This is a genomic window from Acidovorax sp., assembly GCF_027492855.1.
In the GTDB taxonomy this organism is placed as follows: Bacteria; Pseudomonadota; Gammaproteobacteria; order Burkholderiales; family Burkholderiaceae_C; genus Acidovorax.
Genome location: NZ_JAPUDY010000083.1, coordinates 25892 through 39477 on the forward strand (window position 1 = coordinate 25892; position 13586 = coordinate 39477).

14 protein-coding genes are annotated in these 13586 nt (G+C 62.8%); 9 read left to right on the forward strand and 5 right to left on the reverse strand.

The features are described from left to right. The first annotated feature begins 15 nt into the window (after positions 1 to 15). On the forward strand, positions 16 to 1422 hold the full coding sequence (locus Q0105_RS16430; protein ID WP_298213210.1) for an MATE family efflux transporter: 1407 nt from the start codon (positions 16 to 18) through the stop codon (positions 1420 to 1422). Between the two features lie 89 nt (positions 1423 to 1511). On the opposite strand, the gene Q0105_RS16435 is transcribed toward Q0105_RS16430, so the two are convergent. Both Q0105_RS16435 and Q0105_RS16440 read right to left on the reverse strand, forming a co-directional pair. Continuing rightward, a complete protein-coding gene (locus Q0105_RS16435) occupies positions 1512 to 2318 on the reverse strand; it encodes an SDR family oxidoreductase (RefSeq protein ID WP_298213211.1) in 807 nt (268 codons plus the stop codon). Between the two features lie 297 nt (positions 2319 to 2615). Then, positions 2616 to 2996, reverse strand: a complete 381-nt coding sequence (locus Q0105_RS16440) for a tautomerase family protein (protein WP_298213212.1) — start codon at positions 2994 to 2996, stop codon at positions 2616 to 2618. 81 nt (positions 2997 to 3077) lie between these two features. Here Q0105_RS16440 and Q0105_RS16445 point away from each other — a divergent pair, with 81 nt between their 5' ends. Together Q0105_RS16445 and Q0105_RS16450 are read left to right on the forward strand one after the other, a co-directional pair. Beyond that, positions 3078 to 3935 (forward strand): LysR family transcriptional regulator, encoded by an 858-nt coding sequence (locus tag Q0105_RS16445; protein ID WP_298213213.1) that lies wholly within the window; start codon positions 3078 to 3080, stop codon positions 3933 to 3935. Positions 3936 to 4033: 98 nt separating this feature from the next. Then, positions 4034 to 4639: a hypothetical protein gene (locus tag Q0105_RS16450; protein WP_298213214.1), complete on the forward strand. Its 606-nt coding sequence runs from the start codon at positions 4034 to 4036 to the stop codon at positions 4637 to 4639. A 32-nt stretch (positions 4640 to 4671) separates the two neighbouring features. Here Q0105_RS16450 and Q0105_RS16455 read toward each other — a convergent pair whose 3' ends face one another. From Q0105_RS16455 to Q0105_RS16465, 3 genes are read right to left on the reverse strand one after another with little or no spacing between them, the layout of a single operon-like run. Then, positions 4672 to 5109, reverse strand: coding sequence for a DUF6691 family protein (locus tag Q0105_RS16455; RefSeq protein WP_298213215.1), 438 nt, complete (start codon positions 5107 to 5109; stop codon positions 4672 to 4674). Positions 5110 to 5148: 39 nt separating this feature from the next. After that, complete coding sequence (locus Q0105_RS16460) at positions 5149 to 5583, reverse strand: YeeE/YedE thiosulfate transporter family protein (RefSeq protein ID WP_298213216.1); 435 nt, start codon at positions 5581 to 5583, stop codon at positions 5149 to 5151. Further along, positions 5577 to 5924: a metalloregulator ArsR/SmtB family transcription factor gene (locus Q0105_RS16465; protein ID WP_298213217.1), complete on the reverse strand. Its 348-nt coding sequence runs from the start codon at positions 5922 to 5924 to the stop codon at positions 5577 to 5579. The genes Q0105_RS16460 and Q0105_RS16465 overlap by 7 nt, the downstream gene beginning before the upstream one ends. Positions 5925 to 6021: 97 nt before the next feature. On the opposite strand from Q0105_RS16465, the gene Q0105_RS16470 reads away from it, so the two are divergent. The 6 genes from Q0105_RS16470 to Q0105_RS16495 all read left to right on the forward strand — a co-directional run bounded on the left by Q0105_RS16470 (position 6022) and on the right by Q0105_RS16495 (position 13556). After that, the gene (locus tag Q0105_RS16470) at positions 6022 to 6930 is read left to right on the forward strand and encodes an MBL fold metallo-hydrolase (RefSeq protein ID WP_298213218.1); all 909 of its coding nucleotides are present in this window, start codon (positions 6022 to 6024) and stop codon (positions 6928 to 6930) included. Between the two features lie 21 nt (positions 6931 to 6951). Beyond that, positions 6952 to 7398 (forward strand): OsmC family protein, encoded by a 447-nt coding sequence (locus Q0105_RS16475; protein WP_298213219.1) that lies wholly within the window; start codon positions 6952 to 6954, stop codon positions 7396 to 7398. Positions 7399 to 7794: 396 nt separating this feature from the next. Continuing rightward, the gene (locus Q0105_RS16480; protein ID WP_298213220.1) at positions 7795 to 8328 is read left to right on the forward strand and encodes a molybdopterin-dependent oxidoreductase; all 534 of its coding nucleotides are present in this window, start codon (positions 7795 to 7797) and stop codon (positions 8326 to 8328) included. A 69-nt stretch (positions 8329 to 8397) separates the two neighbouring features. Then, the gene (locus Q0105_RS16485; RefSeq protein WP_298213221.1) at positions 8398 to 11448 is read left to right on the forward strand and encodes a response regulator; all 3051 of its coding nucleotides are present in this window, start codon (positions 8398 to 8400) and stop codon (positions 11446 to 11448) included. Beyond that, positions 11441 to 12610, forward strand: a complete 1170-nt coding sequence (locus Q0105_RS16490) for a two-component system response regulator (protein ID WP_298213222.1) — start codon at positions 11441 to 11443, stop codon at positions 12608 to 12610. The genes Q0105_RS16485 and Q0105_RS16490 overlap by 8 nt, the downstream gene beginning before the upstream one ends. Positions 12611 to 12632: 22 nt before the next feature. Continuing rightward, entirely contained in the window at positions 12633 to 13556 is a 924-nt protein-coding gene (locus Q0105_RS16495) for a response regulator (RefSeq protein ID WP_298213223.1), read from the forward strand. Positions 13557 to 13586: the final 30 nt, after the last annotated feature.

Consider the following 13586-nt stretch of genomic DNA (forward strand, 5'->3'; position numbering starts at 1 on the left):
GTTTGCGGCCCCAACATGACCGACGCCCTGAACCCGCGCACCCGCATGCTGCTGGAGGCGCCCATTGCGCCCACGCTGCTGCGGCTGGCTGCGCCCAATGTGCTGGTGATGCTGGCGCAGGCGGGTGTCGGGCTCATCGAGACCTATTTCGTCGGCCAACTGGGCACGGATGCGCTGGCGGGCATGGCGCTGGTTTTCCCGGTCGTCATGCTGATGCAGATGACCTCGGCGGGCGCCATGGGCGGTGGCATTGCCTCGGCCATCGCGCGGGCGCTGGGTGCACGCCGGCGTGACGATGCCGATGCGCTGGTGCTGCACGCGCTGGCCATCGCAGCGGTGTTTGCGTTGGTCTTTACCGTGGCGCTGGTGGGGGGAGGGCGCTGGCTCTACACCCGCATGGGCGGCACGGGCGGGGCGCTGGAGGCGGCGCTCATCTATTCCAACTGGGTGTTTGCAGGCGCTTTCCTGGTCTGGCTGTTCAACACGCTCTCAGCCGTGATCCGTGGCACGGGCAACATGGCCGTGCCTGCCTACGTCACGGTGCTGGGCGCGTTTGTGCTGGTGCCGTTGTCGCCCTTGCTCATCTTTGGCTGGGGCGCCTTGCCGGGCCTGGGCATAGCGGGCGGTGCCATTGCGCTCATGGCGTACTATGCAGTGGGCAGCGCCGTGCTTGCGGCATATCTGTGGTCGCCGCGCAGCCTGCTGCGCCCGTCGTTCGCGCAGATCCGCTTTCGCTGGGCGCTGTTCCAAGACATTCTTCGTGTGGGCCTGGTGGGCACGGTGTCCACCGTGGCCACCAACCTGGCCATTGGCGTGACGACCGCCTTGGTCGGGGGCTTTGGCACGGCGGCTATTGCGGGTTATGGCACGGCCTCGCGGCTTGAATACCTGCTGGTGCCGCTGGTGTTCGGCCTGGGCGCACCCCTGGTGGCCATGGTGGGCACCTGCATCGGCGCCGGCCAGCGCGAACGGGCGCTGCGCGCCACCTGGATCGGCGCCGCCATGGCGTTTGCGATGACCGAGGCCATCGGCCTGTGGGCTGCCGCCTATCCAGGCGCCTGGCTGCGGCTTTTCAACAGCGACCCGGCCATGATCGACGCGGGCGCGCTGTACCTGCGCACGGTCGGCCCGGTGTACGGCTTTTTTGGCCTGGGCCTGGTGCTGTACTTTGCCTCGCAGGGGGCAGGGCGCCTGATGTGGCCGGTGATCGGCAACATTGCGCGGCTGGCAGTGGCCGTAACCGGCGGCTGGCTGGCCCTGCGCTGGGGAGGCGGGCTGACCGCCGTGTTCGCCGCGCAGGGCGGGGCGCTGGTGTTGTACGGCCTGGTCAACGCCTGGGCCATCGCAGGCGGCGCCTGGTTTGGCCGGGTGGGTTGGCCGCGCAGCATGTCAGGCTTGCTGCGGCGGGTCCCGCAGGCTTGAATTTATGCAAAAAAACGGCTCTAGCGCTTTATGAATAAGCGCTAGAAGCTATAAATATCATAGCAAATGTAATGATTGCACCGGCTGCGTTACACGGGCACGGTGTAGTTCAGCGTCATGCGGCCACCGTCCACCGTCACGATTTCGCCGGTCACATAGCTTGCTGCGTCGCTGGCCAGCCAGGCCACTACGTCGGCGATCTCGGAAGGCTCACCCAGCCGCTTCATGGGCGTGCGGCCCAGGATTTTGTTTTTGGCATCGTCGCTGGTCAGCACCGCCTTGGCGGCCAGCTCGGTGGCAATGGTGCCGGGCGCCACCGCGTTCACCCGGATGTTTTTGTCAGCCAGCGCCAGGGCCATCACGCGTGTGAGCTGGTTCACGCCACCCTTGCTCACGTTGTAGCTGGAGATATTGGGGATCGCCAGCACGCCGTTGACCGAACTCATGTTCACAATCGCGCCGCCGCTCGAGCCCACCATGGCCCGCGCCACCGCCTGGCCCACCAGGAACGAGCCCTTGAGATTGACCCGCAGCACGGCATCAAAGTCCGCCTCAGTCACCTCCAGAAAATCCGCCGCGCGAAAGATGCCCGCATTGTTCACCAGCACATCAATACGCCCATGGGCCGCCAGCACCTGGGCCACCAGCGCATCCACCTGCAGCTTGTCGCCCACGTCACAACGCACATACAGCGCGCCCAACGCCCGCGCCAAAGCCTGGCCACGCACATCATCAACGTCCACGATCACCGCCTTGGCTCCCTCGGCCACAAAGCGGCGCACGCAGGCTTCGCCAATCCCTTGCGCACCGCCAGTCACCACACAGACCCGGCCCTGGTGGCCAAAGTGGACGGAAGATGCAGAAGACGGTGTGGTTGTGGGGGTTGGAAAGTTCATGGGCATGGATCGTAACGGCTTGCCGACGCCATAGAGAAAGAGAAGGTTTGGGCGCGGGATGGTGAAATGGTGGCTGCTGAGGTGTTGGGGTGGAAGTTGGCTCTGGGCATCCATGACTAGATACGATGTATATTATGTAAAATAACAAGTACGGACGCGTACGCTTTGCAATTGATAGCAGCGGTCCGACAGGAAGTCCCCTTCAATGGGCTGTTCGCCCCGATCGCTTCCTCAATTGCCTGCACTCAAAAGGAAAGCGGCTGTAGCTTTACAAGCTAAGCCGCTTTCAACACATCTTTACGCGTATTGCGCCAATCCATTGCCAAGTGACCAATTCTCTTTCTGGACCTCAATGAGGTTGACGAATACGTCTTCTGAGCGAATGCCGGGGCTTTCGCCAAGCAACTGAGCAATCCTGCGAAACATTTCCTTCTTTTGTTCCACGGTGCGGGTGTTGTTCACAGTGATCTGAATCATCACAATATTCTCGCTTCGCTGAATCCCCAGGTATGAGGCTCCGTATCGGAAGTTTGCCGCGTCATGTTCGCTGATGGTCATGAATTGGTTGTCTTCTGGCACGTTGAATGTTTCATGCATCGCCCTATGAAGGCTGTCAAAAATTGCTTGCCGGTAGGCTTCGGGTTTTCCGGCGCGCAGTGCAATGTGGGTCAATGGCATTTCAGTCCTTTGTGAAGTGAAGTGCACATGCTATGTATATTCATTTGTTATCAAAAGAAATTTCAATGATAAGATTTTGATATGAACAGACGCCCGCTAGACTTGGATGCTGTTGCCGCATTTATCCAAATTGCCGAACTCGGCAGCTTCACTCGTGCGGCGGAAGCCACGCAGACAACACAGGCTGCAGTCAGCCTGAAGCTCAAACGGCTTGAGGACCGATTGGGTTGCCGTCTTTTTGAACGCACGCCAAGGCATGTAGAGCTTTCGCCCAAAGGTTCTGCTTTTCTCAGCCATGCCCGTGAACTGCTTGAAGCCAACCACCGAGCCCTCAACGCATTTACAGGCGCAAGGCGGCGGCTCACCATCGGCATCAGCGATCACGTAGCCGGGCCGGAGCTGCCAGCACTGATTGCCCGGATGAACGCCCAGGACCCTGAACTATTAATCGCCATTCGGATTGCGTCTTCAGGTGATTTGCTGCAAAGCTTCGACAGAAGGGAGCTCGATACCGTGATAGTCCGCCTGCACACGGGGCGGGCGGACGGAGAAATCCTGGCCGAAGAAAAATTCGGCTGGTTTGCCTCTCCAAGTTGGTTGCACCGCCCCGAAGAACCGCTGCCTTTGGCCACAATGGCTGAGCCTTGTGGGGTACGTCAGATGGCTGGCGAGTATCTGGACAAAGCAGCGGTGCCATGGACCGAAGTCTTTGTAGGAGGCGGTGTGGCAGCCGTAACTGCCGCTGTAATGGCTGGCATTGGCATTGCCGCCTTGGCCCCACGAATGCTGCCATTTGGCGCTGTGAATGTAGGCTCCAAGTTGAGGCTCCCTGAATTACCGCTCCTGCCGGTGCTATTGCACTCACGACACAAAGATGAGCGGTCGCGTGACGTGGTTGCAGCGCTTGCTGCAGCGTTCAAAAGTGCAATCCGAGGTTAGATCGTGCCGGCCCGTACGGTGAGCGATAGAACGGGGCCGGGGTGTCGGACATCTGTTCGTGCAAGAATCCTTGCGACCGTCTTTGTTCCTCCTGTCCTATGCACCCCATCCGCCTATCTCGCCGCGCTAGCGCCCATCTGTTCCTGTCGCTGGTCTTCTTTGCATCGCTTGCCCTCATGGCGCTGAAACCTGCCCATGCAGCGCCTCCCGTTGCCTACAGTAAAGATGGTGTGAGTTTTGAGCACCCGGCGGACTGGAAGGTCGCAGAAGACGTGGTCGCGCAGGACGAAACCCGTCTGCGCAGCATCGACCTTGAAGGCCCCAACCAGGCTGTGGTGAGCTTCATGTTCAGCCCCTTTCTTGCAGGCCAGGACATCGAGAAATTCGCGGCGACAGCTGCCCGCAATCGCGAGAACGCTGCGCGGGACAACACCGCGCAACAGGCCCGGATGGGCCCTGCAAAGGCCGGGCCTATTACCCGCCAGGTGGCCGGCAAGGAAAACAAAGGCGTCTCGCAGCGCTTCGTCGTCAGCCTGCTGGGCCAGAACCTGCCGCACGAGGCGCGTTTCTTCAAGGCCACCCTTGGCGAGACCACCGTGATCGTGATGACCCAGGTATCGGACGAAGACGCCAAGGCAACGGAGCCGGGCCTGGTGATGGCGCTCGACACGCTGCGCTTCAGCGGCAGCACCGGCAAGCGCTGAGCGCGCGCTCCCGTTTCTGACCCCAAGAGCAGTTACTGCTCCACCAGTCTGCCGCGCGCGCGGCCCTCGGCCCATTCAAACAGCCACATGCCCGCCAGCATGGCTAGCACAAAGGCGATGGCTTTGGGTTGACCGGCTCCCACCGACACAATCGCCGGGCCGGGGCAAAAGCCCGCCAGGCCCCAGCCCGCGCCAAACACAAAGCTGCCCGCCACCAAACGGCGGTCAATGCCACGGGCCGTGGGCAGGTGCATGGCGCCGCCCAAAAAGCTGGTGGTGCGCTTTTTGGCGACAGCAAACGCCGCCGCGCCGACCGCGATGGCGCCTGCCATGACAAAGGCCAGCGATGGGTCCCACAGGCCCGCCAAGTCGAGGAAGCCCAGCACCTTGCCGGGGTCCGTCATGCCAGAGACGATGAGGCCCACGCCGAACATCAGACCCACCCAAAATTCTGCAATACGGTTCTTCATATCAATGCTCCCATGGGGTTTAAGGGGTTCGAGGGACGCTCAGCCCAGCACATGCCGCGCAATAAACACCGTGACAAACCCCGCGCCCATAAAAGCCAGGGTGGCCACCAGCGACCGTGGCGACAGGCGCGAGAGCCCACAAACCCCGTGCCCGCTGGTGCACCCCGATCCATAGCGCGTGCCCACACCCACCAGCAGCCCGGCCACCACCACCATGCCCCAGCCCGCATCAATGCGCGGTGGTGGTACAGCACCCGCAAACAAGCCATACAGGCCGGGGGCTACCAGCATGCCCAACACCAAGGCCAGGCGCCAACCAATATCGTCCGCACGTGGGCGCAGCAAACCACCCACGATGCCGCTGATGCCCAGAACCCGGCCATTGAACAGCAGGAACAGCGCCGCGGCCAGGCCCAGCAGAAGGCCGCCCGCCAAAGCTGTCCAGGGTGTGAAATGGGTCCAATCGATCAACATGCCTGGCTCTCCCTGGCGGCCACCTGGGATGGGCCGCAAAACTGTTCAAACAACACATCCATCACCGCCAGCGCCTGCGGGCTGGCGATTTCGTAATAGATGTTCTTGCCCTCGCGGCGGGTGTTGACCAGGCCATCCTCGCGCAGCACACCCAGTTGCTGCGACAGCGTGGGCTGGGAGATGCCAACCAACGCCTCCAACTCCCCTACCCGCTTCTCGCCCTGGCTCAATTGGCACAGCAGCAGCAGGCGGTCGGGGTTGGAGAGCACTTTCATGAGGCGGCAGGCGCTGTCGGCCGAACGGCGCAGGCTTTCGAGGTCGATGGTGGCTTCGGCGCGCATCGTGGTGCACTCCTGATTTATGAGATGGCCCATAGTTTATTGACAAACAATATATAAATCAATAAATTATAAAAATTGAAACTCAAAGCCAGCAAAGATGAAACCTCAGATACAGGCCTTCTTCGACGACGCCACCTGGACCGTGAGCTACGTCATCTTTGACCAGCCTGGAGGCCACTGCGCACTGGTGGATTCGGTGCTGGACTACGACCCCAAGTCGGGCCGCACCCGCACACACTCTGCCGAGCGGCTGATCGAGTTCGTTCAGGCCCGCAGCCTGAAAGTGCAGTGGATCCTGGAAACCCACGCGCATGCCGACCACCTGTCGGCCGCGCACTACTTGCGCGGCAAATTGGGGGGGCGCATCGCCATCAGCGCGGCGATCACCCAGGTGCAAGAGGTGTTCAAGGCCCTCTTTCACCTGGAGCCGGGGTTCCGGCCAGACGGCCGCCAGTTCGACCATCTGCTGCACGACAACGAGGTGTTTCGCATCGGCCAGCTCGAAGCCATGGCCCTGGCCGTGCCGGGCCACACCCCGGCATGTATGGCCTACCAGGTGGGCGATGCGGTGTTTGTGGGCGACACCTTGTTCATGCCCGATGTGGGTACGGCGCGCTGCGACTTCCCGGGCGGCAATGCACACACGCTCTACCAATCGGTGCGCAGGCTGCTGAGCCTGCCGCCGCAGACCCGCCTTTTTATGTGCCACGACTACCCGCCCACCGGGCGCGCTATCGCATGGCAGACCACAGTGGCCGAGCAGCGCGCCCACAACATCCACGTGCACGACGGCGTGACCGAAGACGCCTTCGTGGCCTTGCGCACGCGGCGTGATGCCACGCTCGACATGCCCACGCTGATCCTGCCCTCGGTGCAGGTGAACATCCGGGCCGGGGCGATGCCGCCGGCCGAAGACAACGGCGTGGCCTACCTGAAGATACCGGTCAATGCACTGTGCGAGCCCGTTCAGGCGCCCTGCCCTGTTTCCCATTCATCCGAAATCTGAACCCGCCCGGAGGTCTTTTTTATGAGCCAAGAGCAAGTCACCGTCGAACTCGTCCAGCAGCAGGACTACCGCTTTGACATCCAGTTCGGCGCATCCGTCCCCAACCTGATCGGCGACGAGCCTGCCCCACTGGGCACCGGCACGGGGCCTTCGCCCGTGCAACTGCTGTGCGCGGCGGTGGGCAACTGCCTCACTGATTCGCTGCTGTTCGCCCTGCGCAAGTTCAAGCAGACCCCGGAGCCCTTGCGCGCCACCGTGGTGGCCGAGATCGGACGCAACCCCGAAGGCCGCCTGCGCGTGCTGCGCATGGGTGCCAGCCTGCACCTGGGCGTGCCCGCCAGCCAACTGCAGCACCTGGACCGCGTGCTCAGCCAGTTCGAAAGCTATTGCACGGTGACACAAAGCGTGGGCCAGGGAATTCCCATCGCCGTGAAGGTGCTGGACGCCGACGATGTGGTCCTGAAATAAGCCCTGCAACGCCCAGGTCTTTGCCTCTTTCCAGGAAACATTTCAAAAATATGGAGTGATACGGCGTGGCTGCCTTGGGCTGTGCAGCCAAGCAAAACTGCTCTTCAATAAGCAACACACAACGGCTTTATCAGTAGGCACCGTCAGTCACTCAAACAACTATTTCAATCAAAAATAATAGCAAACTATCCAATATTAAAAAGCGCTAACACTGTATTTTTCGTGGAAATCTCTTTCCCGCCTGATTTTTTCTCATAGCCCCACGCATGAACCCGTGCGCGCCTGCCCCTGTCTGCGTTGGCACATCAGGCCCCACGGAGATCATCGCGAGTTGCCAAAAATTTGTTTACATTTTGCTCATGCATGGCGAGACTGTTGCGAAAAAGGGGGATCGCCATGCAAGCATGTTTTTCGGGGGAACGCCTGGGTGCCGGTTGGGGCCGTGGCCTCGTTGTTAGTGCACTCGCGCTGTCAGTTTCCTTCGGAGTCCAGGCCCTCGAAAAGCCTACCGGCCCGGTGCTCCTCACCATCGAGGGGACCATCACCAAGGCCAACCAGGGCCAGCAGGCCCAGTTCGACATGAAGATGCTGGAGAGGCTGCCCCAGCACACCTTCTCCACACAAACACCCTGGTACCCCAGCGTCGTTACCTTCACCGGCCCCCTGCTGCGTGATGTGCTGGCTGCCGTGGGGGCCAAGGGGACCAAGATCACGGCAGTGGCCCTGAACGACTACAAGACCGAGATCCCTGCGGATGACGCCACCCGCCACGACGTGATCGTGGCCCGCCTGATGAACAACCGGCCCATGCCCATCCGCGAAAAGGGGCCGCTGTTCATCGTGTACCCGTTCGACGCCAAGGCCGAGCTGCGCAGTGAGCTGTACTACAACCGCGCGGCCTGGCAGCTCAACGCCTTGCGGATACGGTAGCCATCACCGGCCTACCCGTTCAAGCGCACACACCTACTTACTCACACACACTTCTTCCTCCACCTAGGCATGCTGCGCAGCAAACATATCCTGCGGCTCATCATTGCAGGCTTGGTGCTGGCCTATGCGGCCATCGCCGTGGTGCAGTACCAGCAGTACCGCAGCGTCGAGGCCGTGATGCGGCGGGGCGATGTCAATGCGCTGTGGTCGTTTTTGCAGCTCAACGTCGAGTATGAAAAGCTCGACCATGCGCTGCACGAGTTCGAACTGGCACCTGGAAATATCTCCATGTCGCGGCTGGAGCTGCGCTATGACCTCTTTCTGAGCCGCTTCAGCGCGCTGGAGAGCGGGTCTGCGCGCACGCTGATGCATGAGGAGCCCATCTACGCCAAGGCACTGGCCGCCTTGCAGAAGTTTGTGGCGGTAGGCGACGGCTACTTTGGTGCCAGTGTGGACCCGGTCTCCAGCCAGAAGAACATGCAACTTCTGCGGGCCGAGCTCGACACCCTGCGCGACACGGTGCAGGAGCTATCGCTCAACGCGTCCCGCGTGTCGTCCCTGCTGGGGGACTCGCGCAACGCCGAGGTTCAGCAACAAGCTCTGCTGACCACCGGGCTGACCGCCTTCCAGGCATTGCTCACGTTTTTGCTCGCCATCGCCATGGCGCGGCAGTTTCTCAAACGCGAAAAGGCCAAATCCCTGGCCATGGCCGCCCAGGCCGAGTTGGTAGAGGCCCTGAAGCGCAGCGAAGAAGCGCTGGAGGCCCGCGTGGCCGAACGCACGGCCGAGTTGCAGCAGCTCAACGTTGCACTGAACCAGCACAAGGAAGACCTGGAGATCGCCCGCTCCAAGGCCGAGGACGCCTCGCAGATGAAGTCGGACTTTCTGGCCAACATGAGCCACGAGATCCGCACCCCTATGAACGCCGTCATCGGCATGAGCCACCTGGCGCTGGGCACCGATCTTTCGCCCCGCCAGCGGGACTATGTCGAAAAAATCCAGCGCTCGGGCCAGCACCTGCTGGGCTTGATCAACGACATCCTCGATTTCAGCAAGATCGAAGCCGGCAAACTCGAAGTGGAAGAGGCCGATTTCGAGCTGCGCAGCGTGCTCGACAACGTGGCCAACCTGATCAGCGGCAAATCAGCCAGCAAGGGCCTGGAACTGCTGTTCGACGTGGACCCTGCCCTGCCCGACGAATTGCGCGGCGACCCCTTGCGCCTGGGGCAGATATTGGTGAACTACGCCAACAATGCCGTCAAGTTCACCGAGGTCGGCGAGATCATCGTGCGGGTCAGCGAAATATCGCGGGACGCCGACGGCGTTCTGGTGCGCTTCGAGGTGCAGGACACCGGCATCGGCCTTACCGAAGAGCAGCAGTCGCGACTGTTCCGCTCTTTCGAGCAGGCCGACACGTCCACCACGCGCAAATACGGCGGCACGGGCCTGGGTCTGGCCATCTCCAAGAAGCTCGCGGGCCTGATGGGCGGCGAAGTGGGCGTGCAAAGTGCACCGGGCCAGGGCAGCACCTTCTGGTTCACCGCCCGGCTGGGCCTGGGCACGGCAGCCCATTGCCCCCTGATGCCCGAACCCGACCTGCGCGGGCGCCATGTGCTGGTGGTGGACGACAGCGAGCAGGCGCGGCAGATCCTCAGCGCCCTGCTGGGCAGCATGAGCTTTGCGGTCACCACGGCCAGCTCGGGCCAAGAGGCCGTTGCCAAGGCGCAGGCGGCCGAAGAGGCCGGGCGGCCCTGCGAGATCGCGTTTCTGGACTGGAAGATGCCTGGCATGGACGGCTTCGCCACCCACCGCGAGTTGGCCCTGCTGCGCCACCCTCCCCGCTCGGTCATCGTGACGGCGGCGGGCCGCGACGATGTGCAGCAGGAGCTGGAGAACGCAGGTATTGGGCTCATGCTGACCAAACCCGTCAGCCCGTCGCAACTGTTTGACACCGCCATCCGCGTACTCGGCGGCCGCAGCCTGGCGGCCAACCCGCAGCCGCGTGCCCAGACACCACACCGCCTGCTCGACATGTCCGCGATCCGGGGCGCCCGGGTGCTGCTGGTGGATGACAACGACCTCAACCAGCAGGTGGGCGCAGAGCTGCTGCAAGGGGCCGAGTTGGTGGTGGATGTGGCCGACAACGGCCAGATCGCGCTCGACATGCTGGCGAAGGCGCCCTACGACATCGTGCTGATGGACATGCAGATGCCGGTGATGGACGGCCTGACTGCCACGCGCCTGCTGCGCGAAAACCCGGCCTGGGCCCAATTGCCCGTGCTGGCCATGACCGCCAACGCCATGAGCCGCGACCGTGACCGCTGCCTGGAAGCCGGCATGAACGGCCACCTTGCCAAGCCCATCGATCCCGACGAGCTGTTTGCTGGCCTGTTGCAGTGGATCGCACCGCGCGCCGAGGCCTTAGAGGCCCCCGGCTCGCCCGAACCACAGGCCACCCCAACCCCCGATCCCGCCCCGGCACACGATGCGCTGCGCCTTATCGACGGGCTCGACGTGACGGCGGGCCTGCGGCGCGTGCTCGACAAGCGCCCCGCCTACGAAAGCCTGCTGCGCAAGTTCGTGGCCGGGCAGGCATCTGCCGCAAAAGCCACCCGGACAGCCCTGGCCGCGCACCAGAGCGGTGATGCATTGCGCGCCATGCACACCCTCAAGGGCACCGCAGGCACCATCGGCGCCACCCGGCTGGCCGCGTTGGCGGCGGTGGTGGAACAGGCCATCGACGAGAACGCCTCCGCTGCCGCGATCGAAGAACTGCTGCGCCCCGTGGATGCGGAGTGTCAGGCACTGATCGCAGCGCTGCAAAGCGCCCTGCCCCCGGACGACGAACCCGGTGCCGCCCATGCGGCCAACACACCGCCCATCGATGCCGAGGCCGCGCAGAAACTGGTGGGCCAACTGGATGCCCTGCTGGCAGACGACGATTCCGACGCCATTGAGCTGTTCAAGGACTCCGCCCCCGTCCTGAAGGCCCTGTTGGGGCCCGCCTATGCCGACATGAAGCGGGCGCTGGACAGCTACGACTTTGTGGATGCATTGGCCGCCTTGCGCAACGCCCACATCCCCGGCATGCACAACAAGGAGGACCCGGTTCATGAATAGCCCGATGGAATTGAACGGCAAATGCACGGTGCTGGTGGTGGACGACACGCCAGACAACCTGTCGCTGATGAGCGACCTGCTGCGCACGGAATACAAGGTCAAGCTCGCGCCCGGCGGCGAGCGTGCGTTGCAGATCGTGGCTGGCGAGAGCAAGCCCGACCTGATCCTGCTGGACATCATGATGCCGGACATGGACGGCTACGAGGTGCTGCGGCGCCTGCAGTTCAACCCCGAGACCGAGAACATCCCGGTCATCTTTCTCACCGCCATGAGCGCGTCGGAAGACGAAAGCATTGGCCTGGAGCTGGGCGTGGTGGACTACATCACCAAGCCCATCAACCCCGCCATCGTGATGGCCCGCGTGCGCAACCACCTGCAGCTCAAGCGCGCGCGCGATTTTTTGGCCCACCACAACCAATACCTGGAGCAGGAGGTGGCCTCCCGCACGCAGGCCATGGCCGAGCTGCAGGACGCCACCATCCGCGCCATGGCATCGCTGGCCGAAACGCGTGACAACGAAACCGGCAACCACATCCGGCGCACCCAGCACTATGTGAAGACGCTGGCCCTGTACCTGCAAAAACACCCGCGTTTCAAGGACGAGCTGACCGACACCGCCATCGAGACGATTTTCAAGTCGGCCCCGCTGCACGACATCGGCAAGGTCGGCATTCCGGACCGCATCCTGCTCAAGCCCGGCAAGCTCACGGCGGAAGAGTTCGAGATCATGAAGACCCACACCACGCTGGGCCGCGACGCCATCCTGGCCGCCGAGAGCGAGACCACACATGACAACCCCTTCTTCCGCTACGCCAAAGAGATCACCTACAGCCACCAGGAGAAATGGAATGGCTCGGGCTACCCCCAAGGGCTGGCGGGCGATGACATTCCCCTGTCGGCGCGGCTCATGGCCGTGGCCGACGTGTACGACGCGCTGATCTCCGAGCGCGTGTACAAGCCCGCCTTCTCGCACGAGCGGGCCACCGAGATCATTCGCGAAGGTCGGGGCAGCCATTTCGACCCCGACATGGTGGACGCCTTCATCGCCCTGTCCGGCGAGTTCCAGGAGATTGCCCAGCGTTATGCCGACGGCGCACCCGCGCTGCAGGCGCAGATCGACCGCATTGCGAATGACTTTCCCTCCGAGCACATCGAGATCTGAAAAAAACAACGTGACAGGCCCCATGCACCCCGCACAAACGACCGTATTGCTGGCCGAGAGTGCCGCCGTCATGCGCCAAACCCTGGCCAGCCAGCTCGAAGGGGCCGGATTCGCCCAGGTGCTGCAAGCCAGGGATGGCCCGCGTGCCTTGCAACTTCTGCGCTCCGAACCCGTGCACGTGGTGGTGGCCGACCTGAACACGGCCGTGCAAAGCGGCCTGGAGGTGCTGGAGTCAATGCGCGCCGAGCCGCGCCTGGCGAACGTGCCCTTTCTCCTCATGTCGGGCGGGCTCGACCGCGCATCGGCTGCAAAGGCCATCCAGTTGGGCATTGATGACCTGCTGATCAAACCCTTCACCACACGTCGGTTGGTGGAGCGCCTGCAGCGCGTGCTCACACGCGGAGCCACCGTGCCCGCATCCACCTCCGCGTCGGCGCCTGACGATGGCGGCCCTGCCGACCGCGGCACCTTGCTGGTGGTGGACGACACGCCGGACAACCTGCAACTGATCGCGGGGCTGTTCCGCGACCGCTTCAAGGTGAAAGTGGCCCAGAGCGGTGAAAAAGCCCTCAGCATCTGCCAGTCCGATGCGCCACCCGATGTCATCCTGCTCGACGTGATGATGCCCGGCATGGACGGCTTTGAGGTGGCGCGCAGGCTGCGCGAGCACCACACTTCCGAGTACACACCCATCATTTTCGTGACCGCCATCACCGACGAAATGGCCCGCCACAAGGGCCTGAGCCTGGGCGCCATCGACTACATGTTCAAGCCCATCGACCCCGAACTGCTCAAGCTGCGCGTGAGCAACCTCATGGTCTATGTGGAACACCGCAAGCAGCTGCAAAAAGACTTCGACCTGCAGCGCGAAAACGCGCAATTGCGCACCGAAGTGCAGCGGCTGAGCTCAGACCTGCTGCGCTTGCAGACCACGGTGGACGCCTAGGAAACCTCCGCGCGAATCATTGCGCCGCGT

Excerpts from the sequence above, each read along its gene's own strand:
- Q0105_RS16480 (WP_298213220.1), top strand. The coding sequence starts at position 7,795 with ATGCAAGCATGTTTTTCGGGGGAACGCCTGGGTGCCGGTTGGGGCCGT.
- Q0105_RS16465 (WP_298213217.1), bottom strand. The coding sequence starts at position 5,924 with ATGCGCGCCGAAGCCACCATCGACCTCGAAAGCCTGCGCCGTTCGGCC.
- Q0105_RS16430 (WP_298213210.1), top strand. The coding sequence starts at position 16 with ATGACCGACGCCCTGAACCCGCGCACCCGCATGCTGCTGGAGGCGCCC.
- Q0105_RS16495 (WP_298213223.1), top strand. The coding sequence starts at position 12,633 with ATGCACCCCGCACAAACGACCGTATTGCTGGCCGAGAGTGCCGCCGTC.
- Q0105_RS16490 (WP_298213222.1), top strand. The coding sequence starts at position 11,441 with ATGAATAGCCCGATGGAATTGAACGGCAAATGCACGGTGCTGGTGGTG.
- Q0105_RS16475 (WP_298213219.1), top strand. The coding sequence starts at position 6,952 with ATGAGCCAAGAGCAAGTCACCGTCGAACTCGTCCAGCAGCAGGACTAC.
- Q0105_RS16470 (WP_298213218.1), top strand. The coding sequence starts at position 6,022 with ATGAAACCTCAGATACAGGCCTTCTTCGACGACGCCACCTGGACCGTG.
- Q0105_RS16440 (WP_298213212.1), bottom strand. The coding sequence starts at position 2,996 with ATGCCATTGACCCACATTGCACTGCGCGCCGGAAAACCCGAAGCCTAC.
- Q0105_RS16460 (WP_298213216.1), bottom strand. The coding sequence starts at position 5,583 with ATGTTGATCGATTGGACCCATTTCACACCCTGGACAGCTTTGGCGGGC.
- Q0105_RS16485 (WP_298213221.1), top strand. The coding sequence starts at position 8,398 with ATGCTGCGCAGCAAACATATCCTGCGGCTCATCATTGCAGGCTTGGTG.
- Q0105_RS16445 (WP_298213213.1), top strand. The coding sequence starts at position 3,078 with ATGAACAGACGCCCGCTAGACTTGGATGCTGTTGCCGCATTTATCCAA.
- Q0105_RS16435 (WP_298213211.1), bottom strand. The coding sequence starts at position 2,318 with ATGAACTTTCCAACCCCCACAACCACACCGTCTTCTGCATCTTCCGTC.
- Q0105_RS16455 (WP_298213215.1), bottom strand. The coding sequence starts at position 5,109 with ATGAAGAACCGTATTGCAGAATTTTGGGTGGGTCTGATGTTCGGCGTG.
- Q0105_RS16450 (WP_298213214.1), top strand. The coding sequence starts at position 4,034 with ATGCACCCCATCCGCCTATCTCGCCGCGCTAGCGCCCATCTGTTCCTG.